General features: G+C 36.6%; 17 protein-coding genes. 12 read left to right on the top strand and 5 right to left on the bottom strand.

Annotation, left to right across the window (positions count from 1 at the left end):
• The first annotated feature begins 94 nt into the window (after nt 1-94).
• The 5 genes from P3L40_RS16225 to P3L40_RS16205 all read left to right on the top strand — a co-directional run bounded on the left by P3L40_RS16225 (nt 95) and on the right by P3L40_RS16205 (nt 5,835).
• A complete protein-coding gene (locus P3L40_RS16225; RefSeq protein WP_196731817.1) occupies nt 95-946 on the top strand; it encodes a hypothetical protein in 852 nt (283 codons plus the stop codon).
• Between the two features lie 503 nt (nt 947-1,449).
• The gene (nadA, locus tag P3L40_RS16220; protein WP_136135597.1) at nt 1,450-2,490 is read left to right on the top strand and encodes a quinolinate synthase NadA; all 1,041 of its coding nucleotides are present in this window, start codon (nt 1,450-1,452) and stop codon (nt 2,488-2,490) included.
• 66 nt (nt 2,491-2,556) lie between these two features.
• Nucleotides 2,557-3,279 (top strand): nicotinamide riboside transporter PnuC, encoded by a 723-nt coding sequence (gene pnuC, locus P3L40_RS16215; protein WP_136135598.1) that lies wholly within the window; start codon nt 2,557-2,559, stop codon nt 3,277-3,279.
• 353 nt (nt 3,280-3,632) lie between these two features.
• Entirely contained in the window at nt 3,633-4,688 is a 1,056-nt protein-coding gene (aroG, locus tag P3L40_RS16210) for a 3-deoxy-7-phosphoheptulonate synthase AroG (RefSeq protein ID WP_036957937.1), read from the top strand.
• Between the two features lie 202 nt (nt 4,689-4,890).
• The gene (locus P3L40_RS16205) at nt 4,891-5,835 is read left to right on the top strand and encodes a hypothetical protein (RefSeq protein ID WP_096864102.1); all 945 of its coding nucleotides are present in this window, start codon (nt 4,891-4,893) and stop codon (nt 5,833-5,835) included.
• Nucleotides 5,836-5,882: 47 nt separating this feature from the next.
• On the opposite strand, the gene P3L40_RS16200 is transcribed toward P3L40_RS16205, so the two are convergent.
• Together P3L40_RS16200 and gpmA are read right to left on the bottom strand one after the other, a co-directional pair.
• Nucleotides 5,883-6,629 (bottom strand): hypothetical protein, encoded by a 747-nt coding sequence (locus P3L40_RS16200; RefSeq protein WP_112307257.1) that lies wholly within the window; start codon nt 6,627-6,629, stop codon nt 5,883-5,885.
• 164 nt (nt 6,630-6,793) lie between these two features.
• On the bottom strand, nt 6,794-7,546 hold the full coding sequence (gene gpmA / locus P3L40_RS16195) for a 2,3-diphosphoglycerate-dependent phosphoglycerate mutase (protein WP_004256752.1): 753 nt from the start codon (nt 7,544-7,546) through the stop codon (nt 6,794-6,796).
• Between the two features lie 931 nt (nt 7,547-8,477).
• Between gpmA and P3L40_RS16190 the strand changes: the two genes are divergently transcribed.
• The 7 genes from P3L40_RS16190 (at nt 8,478) to P3L40_RS16160 (ending at nt 17,650) form a co-directional block, all read left to right on the top strand.
• Nucleotides 8,478-8,924, top strand: coding sequence for a hypothetical protein (locus tag P3L40_RS16190; RefSeq protein WP_210852918.1), 447 nt, complete (start codon nt 8,478-8,480; stop codon nt 8,922-8,924).
• Between the two features lie 21 nt (nt 8,925-8,945).
• Nucleotides 8,946-9,266 carry a PTS fructose transporter subunit IIB gene (locus P3L40_RS16185; protein ID WP_004256746.1) on the top strand — a complete coding sequence of 107 codons (321 nt, stop codon included), beginning with the start codon at nt 8,946-8,948 and terminating at the stop codon, nt 9,264-9,266.
• Nucleotides 9,253-10,371, top strand: coding sequence for a PTS fructose transporter subunit IIC (locus P3L40_RS16180; protein WP_210852915.1), 1,119 nt, complete (start codon nt 9,253-9,255; stop codon nt 10,369-10,371). The genes P3L40_RS16185 and P3L40_RS16180 overlap by 14 nt, the downstream gene beginning before the upstream one ends.
• 91 nt (nt 10,372-10,462) lie before the next feature.
• Nucleotides 10,463-13,048, top strand: coding sequence for a glycoside hydrolase family 38 C-terminal domain-containing protein (locus P3L40_RS16175; protein WP_210852914.1), 2,586 nt, complete (start codon nt 10,463-10,465; stop codon nt 13,046-13,048).
• Between the two features lie 17 nt (nt 13,049-13,065).
• Entirely contained in the window at nt 13,066-14,616 is a 1,551-nt protein-coding gene (locus P3L40_RS16170) for a fructose PTS transporter subunit IIA (RefSeq protein ID WP_136135067.1), read from the top strand.
• 176 nt (nt 14,617-14,792) lie between these two features.
• On the top strand, nt 14,793-15,500 hold the full coding sequence (locus P3L40_RS16165; protein ID WP_210852913.1) for an oligogalacturonate-specific porin KdgM family protein: 708 nt from the start codon (nt 14,793-14,795) through the stop codon (nt 15,498-15,500).
• 32 nt (nt 15,501-15,532) lie between these two features.
• Nucleotides 15,533-17,650 carry a metallophosphoesterase family protein gene (locus tag P3L40_RS16160; RefSeq protein ID WP_210852912.1) on the top strand — a complete coding sequence of 706 codons (2,118 nt, stop codon included), beginning with the start codon at nt 15,533-15,535 and terminating at the stop codon, nt 17,648-17,650.
• A gap of 120 nt (nt 17,651-17,770) precedes the next feature.
• Here the strand turns inward: P3L40_RS16160 and P3L40_RS16155 are convergent, their stop codons facing one another.
• From P3L40_RS16155 to modE, 3 genes are all read right to left on the bottom strand, one after another.
• The gene (locus tag P3L40_RS16155; protein WP_136135069.1) at nt 17,771-18,598 is read right to left on the bottom strand and encodes a CPBP family intramembrane glutamic endopeptidase; all 828 of its coding nucleotides are present in this window, start codon (nt 18,596-18,598) and stop codon (nt 17,771-17,773) included.
• Between the two features lie 203 nt (nt 18,599-18,801).
• Nucleotides 18,802-20,271 carry a molybdate ABC transporter ATP-binding protein ModF gene (modF, locus tag P3L40_RS16150; protein WP_210852911.1) on the bottom strand — a complete coding sequence of 490 codons (1,470 nt, stop codon included), beginning with the start codon at nt 20,269-20,271 and terminating at the stop codon, nt 18,802-18,804.
• 146 nt (nt 20,272-20,417) lie between these two features.
• Nucleotides 20,418-21,206, bottom strand: a complete 789-nt coding sequence (modE, locus tag P3L40_RS16145) for a molybdenum-dependent transcriptional regulator (protein WP_096864109.1) — start codon at nt 21,204-21,206, stop codon at nt 20,418-20,420.
• Nucleotides 21,207-21,268 lie beyond the last annotated feature (62 nt).

The following is a 21,268-nucleotide window of genomic DNA, read 5'->3' as shown; positions in this document are numbered from 1 at the left end:
TTATAAGGTATAATTTACTTTGTTATATATTAAAATGAAATTTGTATTTAATTGCTTAACAAATTATTATTTGTTTTTTTAAGAGGGAATTAAAATGGGAATGAGAACAAAGGAACTAAACGGAGATGAATGTTTTTTGGAATTAAAAAAACATTATGAATATATGAATGGAATTATACAAGAACTTCATGCAGAACTAGGTGAGTTAGCTGAAAAAATATTAAAAACAGAAACTAAACGTAAGAGTATATTCGATGCCGAAAGTGACCTGTTTGAAAGTAAACTAACATACTCTGAATATGTTCAATCTAAAAAATATATTTATAGAATTAAAGATTATATCGATACCGTTAAGGATGCTCTAAATAGCTATCAGAAACTGCAAGATAACTTAAGTTTTTATATTAAAAACCCAGCAGAGAAAAAAAACATTACACCAAACATCGCTGAGGATTATGATAATGTGACAGAAAAAATTCGTAATTATCCATATATTGGCTCTAGATTACACCGACTGTTATCCAAGTCTGATGCCAGGGTTAGCCAGTTGGTCATTGATGCTAAAGGGGATACTTTAGCTTTTCACGGTTCCTTGGCTAAAGTAAGATACACTGCAAATGATATATCTTATATGGTAGGATATTTACATTATAATAACCAATTAGATGAGAGTTTAAATACTAGTAATTCTGAGAATGATGAACTTAAAATTGTTGATGAATGTAGACAAGAAATGGACATGTCGAGTGATAAATTAATACAAGATAATACTAAAGAAGGTGAGGTTATCAGTAATAAAAATAAAATAAAATCAGAATGGCATATTGATGGTAGTAATTTAACAGATAATATTGCAGGACTTTATAGCAGAGAGCAAATTCTATCTAATGTAGTAAGTCATGATAATATTATAGAATCCATTCTTCTACCTATACCAATATATTAGTTGCATATCTTCCTTTGATTCATCATACCTGCCTACAATGCAAGTAGGTAGGTTGTTACTTTTTCATTTCATGACATTTATAACCGTAATTCTTCAAGTTGCAGCGCTTTTAGTTGAGGTATAAGTGACTGGGCTACTCTCGCCGAGTCACAGAGTTTATCTATGCATCCCGTCTATTTCCCTTGTCGCATATCACAGTTCGAATTATTTGGGTTATGTAAAATTAACTTGTACGCTCCCTATTACATATACAAATTAACCTTCTAATTAAACACCATTTATTGATAAATCAAAGATCAATCAACTTTTACTTTGATGTCTGGTATATCCTTTGAGGTAAATCGGTAATAGGGAGGAAATGATGCTAGATAAGTAAAAATAGTGAAGACTTATTGAGCAAACTAGCGTATCGTGTTTAGTATATAAAACAAAATGTGTGTAAACTTGCGGTTTTAAACTTGAATAAGGTAATAAAATCGCTTTTTGCTAAACAGAGGCAACCAATGAGCGTGTTTATCGATTTTGACCAGTCAGTTTATCCGTTCCCAGCAAAACCAGCACGATTAAGCTCGGATGAAAAAGAATTTTATCGGCAGAAGATTAAGTCGCTATTGGTGGAGAAAAATGCGGTAATCGTTGCACACTACTATACTGATCCTGAAATTCAAGCACTTGCAGAAGAAACTGGGGGCTGTGTTGCAGATTCACTTGAAATGGCGCGTTTTGGGGCTAAACATTCGGCATCTACCTTAGTTGTTGCTGGAGTGAAATTTATGGGCGAGACCGCAAAAATTCTCAGCCCAGAAAAACAAGTCTTAATGCCAACATTAGAAGCCCAATGTTCCCTTGATATAGGTTGCCCTGAAGAAGAATTTATCCGTTTTTGTGATGAGCATCCAGATAGAACTGTGGTGGTGTATGCTAATACTTCAGCAGCAGTAAAGGCTCGGGCTGATTGGGTAGTCACATCCAGTATTGCTGTTGAATTAATAGAGCACCTTGATAGCTTAGGTGAAAAAATAATTTGGGCTCCAGACCGCCATCTTGGGCGTTATGTCCAACAACAAACCGGGGCTGATATTCTGTGTTGGCAAGGGGCTTGCATCGTTCATGATGAATTTAAAACACAATCATTAGAAAAAATGAAAGCCCTATACCCTGAAGCTGCGGTATTGGTTCACCCTGAGTCGCCACAAGCGATAGTCGACCTTGCAGATGCGGTCGGTTCTACAAGTCAGTTAATTAAAGCAGCACAAAATTTACCTAACCCATCGATGATAGTGGCGACGGATAAAGGTATTTTTTACAAAATGCAGCAAGCTTGCCCGGAGAAGACGCTTTATATCGCTCCAACAGCTGGTGAGGGCGCAACATGTCGAACTTGTGCACATTGCCCTTGGATGGCAATGAATGGCTTAAAAGCGATTACTGACGCTTTGGAAGGGAATTCGCAAGACCATCAAATTCATGTCAGTGAGATATTACGAGAAAAAGCATTACGACCATTAAATAAAATGCTAGATTTTGCAGAGAGTCTAAAATAATAAAATACAATTTCAATGAAATACTGAGCAATACAACATTAACGAACACTTATAAAGGATTTTGGGATGGATTTCTTTAGTACAGCCAATACGTTAGTGCAGATCCCGCTTTGGGGATCGGTTTATGATTTATCTTACATTGAAGCCGTGGGGACCATTGCTGGTTTACTTTGTATTCTACTTGCGAGTCTAGAAAAAACGATTAATTATCTATTTGGGTTAATTAACGTTTCTCTGTTTGCAGTTATTTTCTTTCAAATTCAGCTATATGCAAATCTATTATTACAGATATTTTTCTTTGCCGCCAATATCTATGGCTGGTACGCATGGAGCAGAGTTACTAGTTCGCAGCAAGCAGAGCTAAAAATTCGTTGGTTGAGCTTACCAAAAGCAGCTATAGCACTGGTTATTTCAATTATCGCGATTATTTATCTGACATTTAATATTGATGCGGTATTTGGTGTGTTGGCGAAATGGGCCGTCGAGTTATTAAATCTATTTGGCGCTAACCTCGCAATGCCTGCAATAGAACCTGATGCCTTCCCATTCTGGGATTCGACGATGACCATTCTTTCCGTTGTCGCGATGATTTTAATGACACGTAAATATGTAGAAAACTGGTTGTTGTGGGTCATTATTAACGTCATCAGTATTGTGATTTTCTTTATTCAAGGTGTTTATGCCATGTCCTTAGAATACTTAATTTTATTAGGTATCGCCCTAAATGGCTCTAGGCTTTGGATAAAATCAGCAAAAGAAAACGGCTCCATGCCCATTTCTCGTACTTAGACAGAAAAAATCATCTAAAACAGCTAAAGTGGCATTATCGTCATTTAGCTGTTTTAGTTATTATTTGCTCTGAAAAATGCCAGTTTTGCCTACTTATCATGCTAAATTTCAACATTTCACCTCATTTTATAATTGGCTACTAATAAAGTCCTAGTTTTATCGTGCGCTTGCCTGTTTACAGATGTCTGTTGAACGGTTAGATTAAAATTTCGATGCTAATTATCTTTTATCCTTTCGAGTACAGTGAAGGAATTCAGCTGTCTACTCTGCGCTTTGTTCGGGCGAAACCAACTTGGATAAATTTGGCATGTAAATCAACTACAGTAAAAATAATAAACATTGGATATACAGGTATGAATTATCAGAACGATGACGTCAGAATAAAACAAATAAAAGAATTATTACCACCAATTGCTCTACTTGAAAAATTTCCAGCAACCGACAAAGCTGCGTTTACCGTTCATGAAGCACGCCTGGCAATCCACAATATTTTAGCCGGTAAAGATGACCGTTTAGTGGTAGTTATTGGCCCTTGCTCGATTCATGATACTAAAGCGGCTTTAGAATACGCAGAGCGCTTGGGTAAATTACGTGAGGAATTAAAAGGTTCTCTGGAAATTGTGATGCGCGTGTATTTTGAAAAGCCACGCACAACGGTAGGTTGGAAAGGGCTAATTAATGACCCTAAAATGGATTGTAGCTTTGATATTAACGAAGGTTTACGTATTGCTCGTGAATTATTGCTGACAATCAATAACCAAGGCTTACCAACCGCGGGTGAGTTCTTAGATGTCATCAGCCCACAATACGTGGCAGATTTGATGAGTTGGGGAGCTATTGGTGCTCGAACCACTGAATCACAAATTCACCGTGAGCTAGCGTCTGGTTTATCTTGCCCTGTTGGTTTTAAAAATGGTACAGATGGCACAATTAAAATTGCCATTGATGCAATTAACTCAGCGCGTTCAGCCCACTGTTTCTTGTCAGTGACTAAGTGGGGCCATTCTGCGATAGTGAACACCAGCGGAAACCCAGATTGCCATATTATTTTACGTGGTGGTAAAGAACCAAATTACAGTGCTAAGCATGTGCAAGAAGTCCGTGAAGGGCTAGAGAAAGCGGGGCTTGTGCCTAGTATCATGATTGATTTTAGCCATGCAAATAGCTGCAAAAAATTCGAAAAACAAATGGAAGTGGCGACGGACGTTAGCGAGCAAATCCGCCAAGGTGACCGTTCGATTACAGGGATTATGATTGAAAGTAATCTTGTTGAAGGTAACCAGAATCTCGAATCTGATGAGCCATTAGTTTACGGTAAAAGTGTGACGGATGCGTGTATTGGTTGGAGTGATACTGAAAAAGTATTGCGTCAGTTATCAGATGCGGTGATCGCTCGTCGAAATAAATAATTTAAGAATAATAAGTACATCAAGCCAGATATTTTAATATCTGGCTTTTTTTATATATATACAGCACGATGGAATTTTATATTTTTTATTATACAAAAAATAAATTAGTTTTTTATTCTAAGCTGCATTATTATTTTTTTGTCATTTTTATTAATGGCATTCTTTAAAGTTAGTTAAGTTTTCATATAAAGGAGTATATAAAATGGCATTAACTGATAAATCAAGAATTAATTATGAAATCAATCTTAGAGTACTTTCTAATAAATTGAAAGAGAATGCAGAAATAATGCAAGAAAGTATTATGAATGCTAGAAAAGAGTTAGAGGAAGATCGTGTAAGACTGAATAATGATATTGATATTAGCATTAGAGGAGGCTGGGGGAATGATAAAGATAAAACCGATTCATTTAAATATATTGATTCGTTAAATGATTATCTTAACATAAGAGCAAGTGAATATAAGGATAATATTAAGGTATCTGAGTTAATGAATGAGTACATTGAAAACCCAGATAAAAGAACGGCTATCTTAGAACAAATCCGCCCTCTCGCTGAAAAGGTAAGTCAATTAGATGAAGTGCCTATTTTGTCTCGCAAAAATTATCCTTCAATGAATTCAGCAATTTGGTATGATTTGAAAGCGAATATTTCTGGACCTAAATTAAATAATGATTTCAAGTATGAAGTTGAATATATATTTAATTTAATGAATGCAGAAATAGATAACGATAATGGATATATTTCCAATAATGTCTATAATTATATGGAGGATGTTAAATATATTCGGGAAGGAATCCCCCGCATTGAGAAATCAATTTTAGAATATGAGGCAGACTATGTATCGGACAAAGAATCATTTCCTAGCGCTGAATATTACAATGAATTTATATCAAGTTTAAAAGATAAAGTTAAAGAAGATAAAAGAATAGTTTCTATTATTAATGAAACTATTAAAGAATATGTAATTAAAAATCCTAATAGTACAATTCATTTAAGTGGGAATAGTGGTTTTTCTCCAGTAGATATTTTGGGAGAATGGACTGTTTCGTTCATAGATAATCACTTTATTAGTATAGGTTCTCCTAATGAAGTGAATATTATTAACTTGACTCCACCTGTAATGCCTATGATACCTAACGCAAATTAATCGTAACGACTGCCGGCTTGTCAAGCGGCAGTCATTGTGTCGCCCACTTACTGTTTTTTTTGAATTTGGTTAATGAAGGTATGCAATTTTGACTGTTCTTCCGGTGTTGCATTCGCCGGAGTTGCCGTTAATTGCAATCGTTCAGTATCGGTCTGGACATCAAAATGTACTTTGCCTTTCTCGCCTTTTGTATATTCCACCTCTTTTAATGGAATACGATAACAGTAAGCGAAAATGTTTGGGCGAATATAGAAATATGAGTCTTTAATCGCTAAATAGACACCATCACCCGCTTTTTTGCCAAAGTAACCAAGGAAAATGGTGAAAACAAACAGGAACATCCCTAAGCTTTGGCTTAATATAATAAAGGTGATACTGATTAAGCCAAGTGCAACAACTAAAATACGGTTATTGCGTTTGTTGAACTCAACGCGTTGGTCAAATTGAACATTTAAAGAGGTATCAAATTGGGTTAACTGATGGTAACGCCAGCGGATCGCAGAGAAAATCATTCCCATGGTAAATACAATGGTGATTGGCATTAATGCTAGGCTACTGAGTACGGCAAGGACAATGGATAACCGAGGTTTATAAGTCATCACCATCATACTAATAATTTGTACTGGGAAGCTGATACAAGCAATGATCATTAAGGTTTTCATCAGCTCGGCATTAGCAGCACCATTTGAACCATCAACGACTAATTCGCCACCTTGGATCATATACAGCAGGGAACCCAAGATACTGGCGCTAAGTACAAGGCCAACCCAAACATACATATTAAATTTGTTCATTTTATTGTTTTATCAACCTTTCAATGTGTTTTCCCTATAATAATCGGTTATTGGGATTTCTTACACAGTGAGTTAAGTTTTTTTGAGGAATAGAAGTAAATGGATAAGAAAAAAGGGCTAAGCATATGGCTTAGCCCTTCAATATTTAGAGATAAAGTTAATAATTACTTCGCTTTACCTTGGTTTGCTACTGCGGCTTGTTTTGCAGCAATTTCATCTTGGTTACCTAAATAGTAACGTTTGATTGGTTTCATGTTTTCATCGAACTCATAAACCATTGGTACCGCAGTTGGGATGTTTAATTCCAAAATTTCATCTTCACTTAAGTTGTCTAAGTGTTTCACTAAAGCACGCAGAGAGTTACCATGAGCGGCAATAATGACTTTCTCGCCACTAGTAACGCGAGGCTTGATGACTTCTTCCCAGTAAGGAACGACACGCTCAATAGTGGTTGCTAAGCTTTCAGTAACGGGTAATTCTTTATCTGACAGTTTCGCGTAGCGAGGATCGTGCCCTGGGTAACGCTCATCATCTTTTTCTAGGTCTGGAGGTGTGATAGCAAAACCACGGCGCCATAATTTAACTTGCTCGTCACCGTATTTTGCCGCAGTTTCTGATTTGTCTAAGCCTTGCAGAGCACCGTAGTGGCGTTCATTTAATTTCCAGCTTTTTTCAACGGGTAGCCATGATTGTTCAACTTGATCAAGGATATTCCATAAAGTATGAATAGCGCGTTTCAGAACGGAAGTGTAAGCAAAATCAAACACAAAACCTTCGTCTTTTAGCAGTTGGCCTGCAATTTTTGCTTCTTCGCGGCCTTTATCGGACAGTTCTACATCAGTCCAACCTGTGAAGCGGTTTTCTTTGTTCCACTCACTTTCACCGTGTCTTACTAAAACCAGTTTAGTTACAGCCATAGCTAAAACTCCTATCAGTACACTCAAATTAAAAATGAATTATTGCTGACCTACATTATAGGGATAGTCAACTCGAACGCTAGTAGCAACTTGCATTTTCTCCCTATCAATGCGAAAAACAAATTTTACACGAGAGTGATGACTTGTTTTCTAGGTTCATAGATCCTGTGGATACTCTAAATTTAACTCGAATTGAATCGATACAGCAAGTGGTAAAATGATTGTTTGTGCATTCCCATGATAGATATCAATCTAAGCACTCAATTACCTCTAACAAGAAGAACCGGTAATGGCTATTTTTTACGAGTTATTGGAGATTATTGCTTCTATCTATAATTTTACAGCATTAGATTCTCTTTTCGTATGATTTTTGTTCAAGGATGCATTCACTCTAAATTTTTTAATGATATAGCTAAGAAAAATGAGCATGAAAGTGACTAATGGATTGATAAGGTTGAATTTTTTAATGTTTATTTATGCGTTATTTTATAATCTTATATTGAGTAATATCATTTAGGTGCTTTAGGGGTATCAATCGAATTATTATATTCCTCTATCCTAAATTAATTGTTTTTTGATTTTTTTGTTTCATTGTATCTCTTTAAATTTAGCCAATAAGAAAAATGACATTCTATATAAAAACATATAAAAATAGCTTCTATTGGATTAATATAAAAAGCTCAGATTAATAATTAATAGTATTGCGAAATTCTTAGATTATTATACTTTTAGGTTTTCAGTGAGGTTATTATTTATCTAAAAAATTTATTTTAGATAAATCTTTGATAATCAGGTTTTTATTGAAGAATGAAAATAGCCATTAATATTTTTAGCATTTTAATTTTTATTTAATTTAATAAATGAGGGTGGAATCACAGTAATTTTCTATTTTATACGTTTAGAATGGTACTAGTTTCTAAAGGGGGACACTATGTCTTTACATTTTGCTTTATTTTTTAAAGGCTGCATTTTATTTTTGCTATCACTTGATAGCAAAATGAAAGCTTTATTAAGCAAAATTTGCTGGTTTGTACCAATTGCTTCCCTTGAAAAAGATGAATCTGAGAATTCTAATCAATCTGAAAATGATTTCTCAGTTAATTGGTCGCAGTTATGGCAGAGTGCACAGAAGCTTTATATTTCTGTATTTGATAGCGATTTAACTAAATTAGAAAGAAATGCTTATGTTAATCCTTTAATATCATTAAATATTCGTAAACGTCACGAATTGATCTTTTTATTCCTTGTGTCCAGTTTGCGCCACATAATGATTTGTCGTCATTCTAGTGGTGCACCTGGAAATATTATTTCTTTACCTTTAGCTGCCTTTAAAAAGCACAATGCGCATTTATGCCATTGTGCTTTTTTTATTGCCTGAATTAAATTTTAAGGAGTTGTTATGTTTATTGTTTGTGTTGCGGCTTGTCCTACTGGTGTTGCTCATACATATATGGCTGCTGAATCGTTGGATATCATAGGAAAAAAAAGAGGCCATGAAATTAAAGTTGAAACTCAAGGGAGTATGGGAATTGAAAATGAGATTACCAGTGACGATTTAGCAAGAGCAGATGCGGTCATTTTGGCTGCTGATGTCGCTGTTATTAATAAGGAGCGATTTAATGGGATGATTAAGCTTGAATGCAGTGTTGCAGACCCAATCAAGTATGGCGATGCAATTATTGATGCAATTGAGGAGGAAATGAAAAATGGGGCAGTCTAATGGAACATCGAAACTAGGCATTGGTACGGAAATAAAAAATGCCATTATGACGGGTGTGTCATGGATGCTGCCATTTGTTATCGCAGGTGCAGTGATTATGGGGATATCTCGTATTGGTGCATCTTTATATGGTATTGATAATATTTGGGATTCTAGCCATCTGGAAGCTACAAATTTCGTCGTCCAAGTGCTTCATAAATTTGATGGTTTTGGAGGATTAGCACTCTCTCTTATGTTACCTATCGTCGCGGGGTATATCAGCTTTGCTATCGCGAATAAGCCTGGTTTAGCGCCTGGAATGGTCGGTGGTTTGTTGGCAAGTAATTTAGGCACCGGGTTTTTAGGGGCCTTAGCAGCAGGGTTTATTGCTGGTTATATTGTACGTTTGTTAGCTAAATATACGAAATTACCAAAATCACTTGCATCAGCAGGACCGATTTTTATTTTGCCAGTAGGTGGTACATTACTCACCTGTATTATTATGGCATTTGTGATTGGTGCACCTTTAGCGGCACTTAATCATGGTATGGAGCAATGGCTTTTATCAATGTCGGGATCTAATAAAGTAATTCTTGCTGCCGTTATTGGCGCAATGGTTGGATTTGACCTTGGTGGCCCGGTTAATAAAGCCGCAGTAACCACTGCAATGGCATTATTAGCATCGGAAATTTACGAGCCAAATACAGCAGCTCAAGTTGCTATTATTATTCCCCCAATTGGGATCGGTTTAGCAACGCTAATTTGGTCAAAACGTTTTCCTGAATCATTAAGAGAAGCAGGAAAAGCTTCTACGCTAATGGGATTAATTAGCGTTTCTGAGGGCGCGATCCCATTTGCTCTTGCTAATCCAAAGATTATTATCATTAACATTATTGGTGCAGCAACAGGTGCAGCTATGGCGGTCGGTCTAGGTGCGATAAATCATGCTCCTATTTCGGGATTTTATGGGTGGTTAGCCGTAGATAAATGGCCGATATATATATTATCGGTTGCTGTGGGATCTGCAATTATTACTATTGGCTCTTTATTAATATTTCGTGGTAATGAAACGATAGAAACTAAAAAAACAGAAACAGCTATTCCTAAATTTAAAGTCGGTCGTTAATTAGAGAGTTATTTTAATAATGTCGTACAGTGTTAATTAGCGTGAATAACGTGACGGGGCTGTTCTGCTAAAAATATTTTAAGGTCATAAAATGAAAATGGTACATTTAATTCAACATACGCACTGGGATCGTGAATGGTATTTCACTGAGAATGATTCAAAAATTGTTCTTTATTATTTCATGAATGATTTAATTAAACATTTAGAAGAAGATCCTTCTCTTGGCCCCTTTGTTTTAGATGGGCAAACCGTGGTGCTGGAAGATTATTTACAGGTTGCACCAGAAAGGCGTGATTGCTTACAGAAATTAATTAAACAAGGCCGAATTCTTATTGGCCCTTGGTACACACAAACTGATTTTTTAGTCGTTGGAGCGGAATCTATCACGCGAAACTTACTGTTGGGAAAAGTAGATTGTGAGCAATGGGGCGGTTATATGCCAATAGGCTATGTGCCTGATTCATTTGGACAAAGTGCACAGCTACCTATGTTTTTGCAAGAGTTTGCTATCAAACATGCGGTCGTATGGCGTGGATGGTGTGAACATGATGTCGCAAGTAGTGAATTTATTTGGAAATCGCAGTCAGGTCATAGTGTGGCTACTGCTGTATTACCTTGGGGCTACGGCTGCGCGAAATGGTTACCTGATAATCCAGAAAAAGCCTCTGCCGTTTTACCTGCTATCTTGGAAAAACAAGCCCGTTTTGCTCACTCAGACCAAATATTACTACCTAATGGTAATGACCAATCCCCTTTTGAATATGCCGTACCTGCGATGCTTGAGCAATTAAATAAAGCTCAAAAGGAATATTATTTTGTCAAAAGTAGTTTCAGTGCATTTTTTGATGCTGTACAAGCAAATAGCACTGAACTACCTGAATTTAATGGTGAATTGCTGAGCCCGAAATATATGCGTGTACATCGTGGTATTTTTTCTACTCGAATGGACATTAAATTATTAAATGCAAAATTAGAACAATTTGTTAGTCAACAACTTGAGCCTCTTCTATCCATTAACTGGCGGCTTGGTTTACCTTATCCACAAACTGCGATTGACAATATTTGGCGTAAAGCTATGCAGTCACACGCTCATGATAGTATCGGCGGATGTAATTCTGATCGTGTTAATAGCATGGTGAAAGCACGCTTACAAGATGGTTTAGAAAGTGCAAATCAATTGTTTGACCTTAATATGAAGATGCTTGCTCGTGGGATTGAAGCAAAACAAGATGGTAAAAAAATTATCATTTTCAATTCGTTGCCACATAAAAGAGATGCTCAAGTTCGTATTACTCTTTATACACCTGAAAATGATTTTTGTATTAAAGACGATGCAGGAAAACCTTGCCGCTGGCAACTTATTCATGAAGAAAAACAAGATATGTCTTTGATTGTACAAGAATTGGCGAATAGCACGACAACGACATGGTACCGGAAATGCGAAGTCTTGCTTGAAGTGAAAGAGTTACCTTCATGTGGTTATCAGACTTTTTATTTGGTTGAAGGGGAAAATTCAGGTTTTGAAATTCAACAAAACATTCAAACTGAAAATACATTAGAGAATGAATGGCTGAAACTTGAACTGCACCAAGGACGATTGTTATTAACTGATAAACGTAATCAACAACAATACCCAAATATTCTTAGATTAATTGATGGTGGGGACGAAGGAGATAATTATAACTATTCGCCACCTGAAGATGATTGGTTAATTAGTAGTGATGGACACTTACAGCAATTTAATTGTGTAAGAGCATCGTTAATGGATTCATTTATTCTAAATTGGCGAATTCCAGTACCACAGAATGCAATTGCTCGCCAAACCAAACAGGTTAATGCGTGTTTATCTGCCACAATGCAGGTTTCTTTACCTCATGATAAGGCATGGCTAGATGTTGAAATCACAATTGATAATACCATTGAAGACCATCGAATTCAGGTTGAAATTCCTACGGAAATTCAACAGACATTTCACTTTGCAGACCAACCTTTTGGTTTGATTCAGCGAGAAAATAATCCAGCCAATATGGATATTTGGCAAAGTGAAAATTGGGTAGAGGCACCAACAGCGCTTTATCCAATGCAAAGTCTGGTAATGCAACATGATGATAAAAAAGGTATTTGTATCGTTACTGAAGGACTAAGAGAGTATGAAATCCCAGCCAATCAACCTGACATGATAAGAATAACACTTTTGCGCAGTGTGGGTTGGTTAGGCCAAGCAGAACTAACTTGGCGGCCAGGGCGTGCATCAGGTATGGTTTTGCCGTCACCGGAATCACAAATTCAGGGGCTTCATCATTTCCATTTTGCTGTATTGCCGATAGAAAATGGCCAAAGCGCTCAACTATGGCGTGATATTGAGCATTGGCGTTTACCTGCATTTGGTTACCTAGATTCCGGTTGGTCTCAATTTAAAACGAATCCTCATTATATTGTTTTTCCTGATAATTATAGTTTATTGACGTGGGATAGTGAGCTGCACTTCAGCACGTTGAAAAAAGCACAGAATCAAGAGTCACTGATTTTACGTGGGTGGAACCCAAGTAGTGAAACCAAAACCTATACAGAACCTAAGTCGAATACGTTGATACATCAAGTTACTTTATCGGAGTCTATATGCATAAACACAGATAAAGCAGCTCCTTGTACACCTGTGTCTTGGTTAATTGACTAATTAATAAAGGAAAAATTATGCAAATACTTCCATTTTATTGTGAGTTACCTAATGGTATTCATGCAAGACCAGCGAGTGCAATTGAGCAAAAAACAGCTTGTTTTCAATCAGATATTTTACTTTTTAATAAAAGCAAACTACGCCAAGCCAATGCAAAAAGTGTTTTGGCTCTTGTTGGGGCAGATGTCGCTGTTGGTGATGAATGTTATTTTACAATCAGTGGAGATGATGAAAATCTGGCTTATGAAAAACTAAAGATATTTATTGAGCAAGAATTTATTCATTGTGATGGATTAATGCCAAAAAAAGATAAACCAGAGCAAGGAATGATCCCTATATATCTGAGTCGGACATCATCTCAAATTATTCAGGGTTATGGTGTTAGCCAAGGGATTGCAAAAGGTAGGGCTATCTATATGAAATCTTTTGATTTACAAAAGATTTCATTATTAGAGCCATCAAATTCACAATCAGAACAATGTGAAATACTAAAACGTGCGTTACAAAGTGCTCGTCAACAATTTAGTCTAGATATTCAGCAAGCTGATAAAACAGCGGTTGATATTTTAGAGGCACAAAGCCAATTATTGGATGATGAGGATATTGAAGCGTGCTTACTTGAACCAAGAGAGGCAAATAATGCGATTGCTGCGTTATCAATGGCAATTGAAGAGCTCAGCTTACCATTTCGAAGCAGTAGTAATGAATATTTACGCCAACGTGAGTTAGATATTAAGGATCTGGGATTGCGTATAGCAAGGCATCTTGGTATCGAATCTAAAATACAACTTCCTAAATTAACAGAAGATTCGATTATTATTTGCCAAGGATTACTGACACCAAGCGAATTATTGGCATTGAGAGGGGAGTATTTGCAAGGTATTGTGATGGCTTCAGGGGCAGAAACATCACATACCGCTATTTTAGCACAATCTTTCTCTCTTCCTTTAATATGTCTTTCATCTTCCATAATTGAATCAATTCAATCTGCTCATGTTTTATTATTAGATACGCAATACGATTTATTAATTATTGAGCCTGATACATATGCAGATAATTGGTTCAAGTTTGAAAAAGATAAACTATCTCGTTTGTCTATCTCTGCTAATACGCCAAAAAATGATTATTCAGTATTGGATCCGTCTTTAATTTTTCTTGATGAAAGAATGGAAAGTAAAGAGGAAGTTATTAAACGATTAACTGATAATTTAGAAGTTAATCACCGAACTGACTCTGGATCACAAGTTGAACAAGCAATATGGCAAAGAGAAGAGATTTTTAGTACGGCATTAGGTTTCTCAATTGCAATACCGCACTGTAAATCACCTTTTGTTAAACACAGTAGTATTTCTGTATTACGTTTACCGAATGAGTTAGCGTGGGGAGATAGTGTTAATGTTAAATTAGTAATTATGCTAACAATTAATGATTCAGATGAAAATCAGCATATGCGAATCTTTTCTGTTCTCGCACGTAAATTAATGCATGAGTCTTTTAGAAATGAAATGTTAAATGCTAAAAAATCAGAGGATATTGTTGAATTATTGAAGCTGGAATTAGAGTTATGAGATAAGAATATAAAAAATTAAAATTTTAATAAATTAATTTTCTTTTAAGTTATTTAAAAGGATGGGATGGTTTTTTTCTAAAAATATAAGGGGTATATCTATAAATAAAAGATAGATAATGAATCATTGTTTTAACGATTAAATAAAAAATAAATATTAATTATAGGAATCAGTTTATGAAAAACTTAACTCTAGGTATCTCTACATTATTATTTTGCACAGCAGCGAATGCGACATATATTGACTATCGTCATGAATGGTTAGGGGATGAACATCGCCATGAAGACCGTGTCAAAATTGGCCATAGCATGCAAAATGGAACTTATTTTAGCCTTGAAGGAAAATGGAGAAGTCGAGATGGTGGTTTTGGTGAAAACCTATCATCAAAAGGAAATGAGGTTGAAGTTGGTTATAAATATAAAGCCACAAAAGATTTTGTTTTAACACCTTCTTTTGCTCTAGATTCAGGAGATAAAGATACGGCTTATAAATTCAGTGTCAAAGCTGCCTATAATTTAACGGATGATTTTAATATTGGAACTCGTTTACGTTATGGCGTAAGACATTATGATAACTCTAATAAGCCTAAAAAAGATAATCAGCATTATTGGCAGAGTAATTTTTATTTAGGTTATAAGCTGCAAGATTTTTCATTAAGTTATGACTTTGAATATAAATTTGATACTGATTATCCTGCATATAAAGGTAAAGAAAAGGATTATGCACATAATCTGAATGTGTCTTGGATTGGTAATAAGACATGGGTTCCTTATGTTGAATTAGGGTATGTGTCCTATGATGATGGTTCATATGTCAAAAATGGACAAACTTACCGTGATGCATGGCAGTGGCGTTATCGCGTTGGCATTGCATATAACTTCTGATAGAAATAGTTAATTATCTAAAGGGAACAAATATGAACAATAAATTAAAATATAGTTTTGCCCTTGCATTAATGTCCATTGGAACTGTCGCAATGGCAAATGCCCCTACGGCTCAACCTTATAATTATCGCGTCGCGTTTATGCCTGATATCCATTTTCATGATGTATATGGGCAGTTTGCTGATAATGCATTTGAAGGATTAAAAAATAGTAAAAGTGGTCAAAATGCCGTTATTCGTTCTATGTATGCGCAATTAACATCTACGCGTTTATTTAATGAAAACTATTTTGCTCTACGTGCTGCACTTGATGATGCAGGTAAGAAAGGTATTAAACTTATTGCATTACCTGGTGATTTTACTGATGACGGCCAGCCTATTCACTTACGTGGGTTAGTAAAAGTATTGCAAGAGTACGAGCAAAAATATGGTATGCGTTTCTTTGCTACACCAGGGAATCATGATCCGAACCGTCCATTTGATATGCCAGCAGGAAAAGAAGATTTTCTTGGAACTGATGGTAAAACGCAGCGTATCTTTAGTTTAGGGGCAAGTGAGTGTACGGGATATAAAGGAAAGACTGCCGTTATAGAAACGGGAGCTGAGCTGCCAACAATTTGCTCTGAAGAGATGGTATATAGTGGTTATGGTCGAGTGATGGATGCAATGAAATCATTTGGTATTAATCCGTTACCAGAAGATATTTATTGGGAAACACCATACTCAAACTATGGTTCTCAAGGTTACAACTATGAAGCAGCCTTAAAAGCCAGTGATTTTAACCAAAGGCAGTATGAAATTTGTACTCAAGGAACAGGCGGTAAATATAAACAAGAGGGATATGGGCCTTGTTTTAATGTTGCAGACAGCAGTTACCTTGTTGAGCCTATTCCTGGTTTGTGGTTAATGGCCGTTGATGCCAATGTCTATGTTCCTTCTGAAAAAGCAGATATTAATCACCCTAAAGCAGCTAAAAACTTTGCAGGGTCGGGGAATGCGGGTTACAACAAAATGTTGACACACAAACAACAGACTGTTGAGTGGATGGCGGATGTTGCAAAGCGCGCGAAAGAGCAAAATAAAACATTAATCACGTTTAGCCATTTCCCGATGGTTGAATTTGATAATGGTGCAGCAGATGACCTTGAAACCATTTTTGGCAAAGGTAAATTTCAGTTAGAAAGGGCACCAAAAGAAGACACTAGCCATGCAATGGCAAAAACAGGTATCGGTGTTCATGTTGGCGGTCATATGCATTTTAATGATACAGGTGTACGTAAGTATTCGGATGGCAGCTTACTTTTTAATATTCAAGCTCCTTCAATGGCTGCATATGTTCCTGCTTATAAAATATTGAATTTTAGAAATGCGAATGAAATTGATGTACAAACCATTGTAATAGAAGATGTTCCTCGGTTTGATGAGTTATTTGAGCACTATCAGCAAGAGTGGGATCACCTCAAAAATACTAATTCGTCGCATCTTTGGAATAAAGATATCTTAAGCGCGAATAATTATTATGACTTCACTAACTGGCATATTACTGAACTGACACGTTTACGTTTTATTCCAGAGGAATGGCCATGTGAAATTCGTCAAATGTTATTTAGTTTGAATGGCGAAGAGATGCTTATTTTAAGCCAGTTAGATACTAAGAAAGCTTATAATGAAGTATTAACGGCACCATTGAGTCAAAATCATGAAATTTGCGCTAAAGACCCGGGAACTGTCAATGTCACCGAAATCTACTTGAATAAAGACTCCGATGCATGGAAAAAAGCCAGTGATAAAGCTGCTACTCTTGCTAAAAATACAGGGTATCAGTTAAATGATTTTGCAAAATGGAATGGTTTTGACCTTGCTGTGGATTTTTATCGTTTACGTAATGCAGACGAGCTTGCGTTGCAAGATATACCTGTAGAAAGATTAAACCAATATCGATTCCTCACAGGAACCTTGTTATCGTCATTACCAAATGAGACTGATAAAATTAACGCGGATAGTTCATTTGAGAATATTTTTAAATTACGCTTTGGCAGTATTTTCACTGTAATTGATAAATACCTACAAGGAAATCCAAGTCGAGATTTTTATCTTAATATTGAGTCTGGGGAAATTAAGCCAATGAATGTTAATCAAACTAGTCATTAGATTAACGATAGATAACATGGCTATAATAATGAAAAATCACTAACATTATTCGTGTTAGTGATTTTTTACGGTGAAGATCATCCAATTTTTGAGTGATTATGAATTTTTAATTAGTTAACATTAATTAGAAACCAACTTAATTGGATAAGTAAAAAATAACAGATGTCCCAAATTTAACCCGAAGTGAATCGATACAGCCAGCCATAATTTACCACTCCACATCCAAGCTAGGCCATAAATCAAACCCGCTAATGTAGCAAAGAGAATTAATAGTGGTCCACCTGCAAAATGCACAGCGCCAAATAACAGTGAGGTAATCACTAGTGCGAGGTAAGGAGACCTCAACCAAAGGGTTAGACGTTGCTGTAAATAACCACGAAATAGCGCTTCTTCAGCTAATGAAACAAAAAGTAAGTTACAGAGCACAAAAGCAGGTAACCAACTAGGAAAATGCCATTCAAAGGTTAATCCGCCAGCAGCAGTTGCGACCAGCAATAAAAGTGGCATAGAAATAACCAGCAGTGCCCATTGAATTTTAGTTGCATGCTTGGCTGGCCGACAGACAAATAACGTTGGTAAGCAGGCGAGTAAAATAAAAGGGACGAGTGCTTTATCAAAATTAAAATACATTGTGAAAGGGGCGCTATGTTCCCCTACGGTAACGTTATCAAGATATCTCAGGTTATTAAACCCAGGGAATAAGTGAATAAATAACCCAATCGTACAGATTAGTAAGATGATTTCACTAATAATTTTGGCGGATAGATAGTGTTGGAAACGCAAACGAATAATGGCAATTATTGTAATACAAACCAATAGTAGAACCGCTTGCCAATCAATAACGTGTGTAAGTGCTGCGGTAATAATTGTGCAAGCGAGTAAAAAAAGAGCAATTAAACGGTGTGTTGCAAGTACTGCAAGTGAAGAGGCTAACATTAACCAAGCCATAAAAAATATCCATTATGATGTCTAAATTATTAGAATAGGCGCAGTGTAATGATTTTATGTGAATTTTCTAATTTAAAATAACCTAAAAAATATAAATAAAATAAAATCAAAGAGTTATTTGTGTATAACTTAGTTACCATCTATTAAACATTAGATTAATTTGCCAACAGTTTCATCGTGTCTATTGGCAAATAAGTCAAAAATTAAAGTTTTTCAATATCGTAACGGTATTTCCCATTATCAGGGACAAAAGTGAGCCGATGTGTAATACAAGCAGGGGCGTCTTCTTGATGATGGCTGACGAATAAGAGTTGTGTGTTACCTTGTCTTAGCATTACATCAATAAACCGCAGAACTAACAACCTGTTAAGGCCATCAAGCCCTTGCAATGGCTCATCTAGAATAAGCATAGCAGGGTGTTTAACTAGTGCTCGAGCTATCAAGACTAAGCGCTGCTGCCCCCACGAAAGACTGTGGAAAGGTTGTTGAGCTGTTTGCGTAGAAAAACCTAACAGAGCTAGCCATTCATATGCTAATTGTATTTGACGATCAGAGGGGGTTTGGTACAGGCCAATAGAATCATGAAAACCGGAAATAATGACATTGAGCACACTGGTTGCGACACGGTATTCTTGGTGAATGCTATTGCTGACGTAACCAATATGGCGCTTAATATCCCATATGGTTTCTCCTGACCCACGACGGTGACCAAATAAGGTTAAGTCATTACTATACCCTTGAGGGTGATCTCCTGTAATCAAGCTCAATAAGGTGGATTTTCCAGCGCCATTTTCACCGATAATTTGCCAGTGTTCGTTTGGGTTTACCTGCCAATTTAAACCGTGCAAGATCGGTTTGTCATTGTAGCTAACAGTTCCATTTTTCAAAATAATACGAGGTGTCGTGTCATCCAGTTTTTCATCTGCGGTTGGAGCCTCAGTTTCAGGGATAGAAAGCTGTTTAATTTTCTCACTATGCTGTAATTGCGTTATTAGCGTGTTAGCAAGTACTGACTCCCTATTTCCCACCATTGCTAGTTTGCAATCAGCGACAACACCTATGTTTTCAATAAAATCAGGGAGTTCATCAAAGCGGTTCAACACTAACACTAAAGTTAAGCCTTTTTCAGACAAACTTGATAGTAGTTCGCTGAGCTGACTTCTTGAATAAACATCTAGGCCATCAAATGGCTCATCAAGGATCAGTAAGTCAGGATTACCCATCAATGTTTGGCATAACAGTACTTTGCGAGTTTCACCCGTAGAAAGGTACTTAAACCGACGAGACAACAAGTCACTGATACCGAAGCGAGCGGCAAGCTCAAGGCAGTATTCATTGTCTTTATGGTTAAATTGAATGATTTCAGCTGCTGTATATCCCGTGTCATCTTCATCATCACTGAGCATATCTGTATTATTGCGCTGCCACTCTTCATTAATGATTTTTTGTAATTGTTCAAATGATAGACGAACAGGAGAGGTGAATGTATTTTTTACGACACCAGAAAGTGGAGGGAGCTCATTGGAAAGTACTCGAGCGAGTGATGATTTACCACTACCGTTGGCACCAATAAAAGCCCAATTTTCCCCTTTTTCGATGTTAAGTTGCTGAATGTCTAAAGTCTGAATTTCACTGAGCTTAAAGTTGCCGTGTTGTATTGTTATTGCGCCCATCAAGCTTCCTTATCATGATTATTTACCGAGTCATCTATCACAAATAATCAGGATTGAAGCTAAAGTCAACAACAGAACGATATGATAAGGAAAAAAGGTGAATGCTTACTTACTTTTATTGTAAGTAAGCAGGGCAAACTAGCAAATTAGCAAAGTGTGGCAACAATCACTTGGTCCGCATTGAATAATGCCATAACGCTATTATTCACTTTCAAAGATTGGGCATCAATTTCGCTATTTGGCATAGTTGAACATAAAGTTTCACCGCCTGTGAGTGTCACAATCACTTCACTGTTCTCATCACCCCGCTCTAAAGTGGTAATTTTGCCTTCAAGGCGGTTATCAAAGCCTGTTGGGTTAGGTTGTTTAGTAATTTTGACCCAAGGTGCTTTAATCAATGCAAGCACTTCTTTCCCTTCCGTTAACCCTAAACGGTTAGCGCTTTGCTCTGTTAGTGCGGCGTTGATCACCGTTCTGTTGTCTGCTAAACGAATTTGTACATGTTGCTGAACTTGCATGTGGTCGCGTGCAATTAACGTCCCAAAAAATTGGTTACGGGCACTGGTTTGCAGTGAAAAACGCGAAATAGCTGCTAATAAGCTGTCTAAAGGGAGATTATCTTCTTTGAGTACATCAAAGGCTTTTTGCTGAATTTGCGCCAGTAAATCATATAGTTGAAGTAATCGCTCACCATAGTGAGTCAGTGTTGTGCCGCCACCGCCTTTACCACCTGTCGCCCTATCAACAAGGATATCATCAGTGAGTTGATTCATTTCATTGATGGCATCCCAAGCACTTTTATAGCTGATCCCTGCGAGTTTAGCGCCTTGGCTGATTGACCCTGTCGCTTTAATTTGTTTTAGTAGCGCGATACGGCGAGGATCAGCAAATAAACTGCCCTGTAGCTTCAGTGTGAGTAAAATTTCGGCCTGCATAAATTTCTCCCTTCCGGCGTGGCTGGTGATGACAGACGTAAAAAGCACGTTTAGTATGTCGT

The sequence above is a fragment of the Providencia sp. PROV040 genome, from assembly GCF_032706145.1.
In the GTDB taxonomy this organism is placed as follows: Bacteria; Pseudomonadota; Gammaproteobacteria; order Enterobacterales; family Enterobacteriaceae; genus Providencia; species Providencia hangzhouensis.
Note: the sequence above shows the minus strand (reverse complement) of the source record. Positions and strands in the feature narration are given on the sequence as shown.

What these genes read in the sequence shown, in the direction of transcription:
- P3L40_RS16190 (WP_210852918.1), top strand. Translation starts at nt 8,478, where the DNA reads ATGTCTTTACATTTTGCTTTATTTTTTAAAGGCTGCATTTTATTTTTG.
- P3L40_RS16155 (WP_136135069.1), bottom strand. Translation starts at nt 18,598, where the DNA reads ATGGCTTGGTTAATGTTAGCCTCTTCACTTGCAGTACTTGCAACACAC.
- aroG (WP_036957937.1), top strand. Translation starts at nt 3,633, where the DNA reads ATGAATTATCAGAACGATGACGTCAGAATAAAACAAATAAAAGAATTA.
- pnuC (WP_136135598.1), top strand. Translation starts at nt 2,557, where the DNA reads ATGGATTTCTTTAGTACAGCCAATACGTTAGTGCAGATCCCGCTTTGG.
- P3L40_RS16160 (WP_210852912.1), top strand. Translation starts at nt 15,533, where the DNA reads ATGAACAATAAATTAAAATATAGTTTTGCCCTTGCATTAATGTCCATT.
- P3L40_RS16180 (WP_210852915.1), top strand. Translation starts at nt 9,253, where the DNA reads ATGGGGCAGTCTAATGGAACATCGAAACTAGGCATTGGTACGGAAATA.
- P3L40_RS16165 (WP_210852913.1), top strand. Translation starts at nt 14,793, where the DNA reads ATGAAAAACTTAACTCTAGGTATCTCTACATTATTATTTTGCACAGCA.
- gpmA (WP_004256752.1), bottom strand. Translation starts at nt 7,546, where the DNA reads ATGGCTGTAACTAAACTGGTTTTAGTAAGACACGGTGAAAGTGAGTGG.
- P3L40_RS16225 (WP_196731817.1), top strand. Translation starts at nt 95, where the DNA reads ATGGGAATGAGAACAAAGGAACTAAACGGAGATGAATGTTTTTTGGAA.
- modF (WP_210852911.1), bottom strand. Translation starts at nt 20,271, where the DNA reads ATGGGCGCAATAACAATACAACACGGCAACTTTAAGCTCAGTGAAATT.
- P3L40_RS16200 (WP_112307257.1), bottom strand. Translation starts at nt 6,629, where the DNA reads ATGAACAAATTTAATATGTATGTTTGGGTTGGCCTTGTACTTAGCGCC.
- modE (WP_096864109.1), bottom strand. Translation starts at nt 21,206, where the DNA reads ATGCAGGCCGAAATTTTACTCACACTGAAGCTACAGGGCAGTTTATTT.
- nadA (WP_136135597.1), top strand. Translation starts at nt 1,450, where the DNA reads ATGAGCGTGTTTATCGATTTTGACCAGTCAGTTTATCCGTTCCCAGCA.
- P3L40_RS16205 (WP_096864102.1), top strand. Translation starts at nt 4,891, where the DNA reads ATGGCATTAACTGATAAATCAAGAATTAATTATGAAATCAATCTTAGA.
- P3L40_RS16170 (WP_136135067.1), top strand. Translation starts at nt 13,066, where the DNA reads ATGCAAATACTTCCATTTTATTGTGAGTTACCTAATGGTATTCATGCA.
- P3L40_RS16185 (WP_004256746.1), top strand. Translation starts at nt 8,946, where the DNA reads ATGTTTATTGTTTGTGTTGCGGCTTGTCCTACTGGTGTTGCTCATACA.
- P3L40_RS16175 (WP_210852914.1), top strand. Translation starts at nt 10,463, where the DNA reads ATGAAAATGGTACATTTAATTCAACATACGCACTGGGATCGTGAATGG.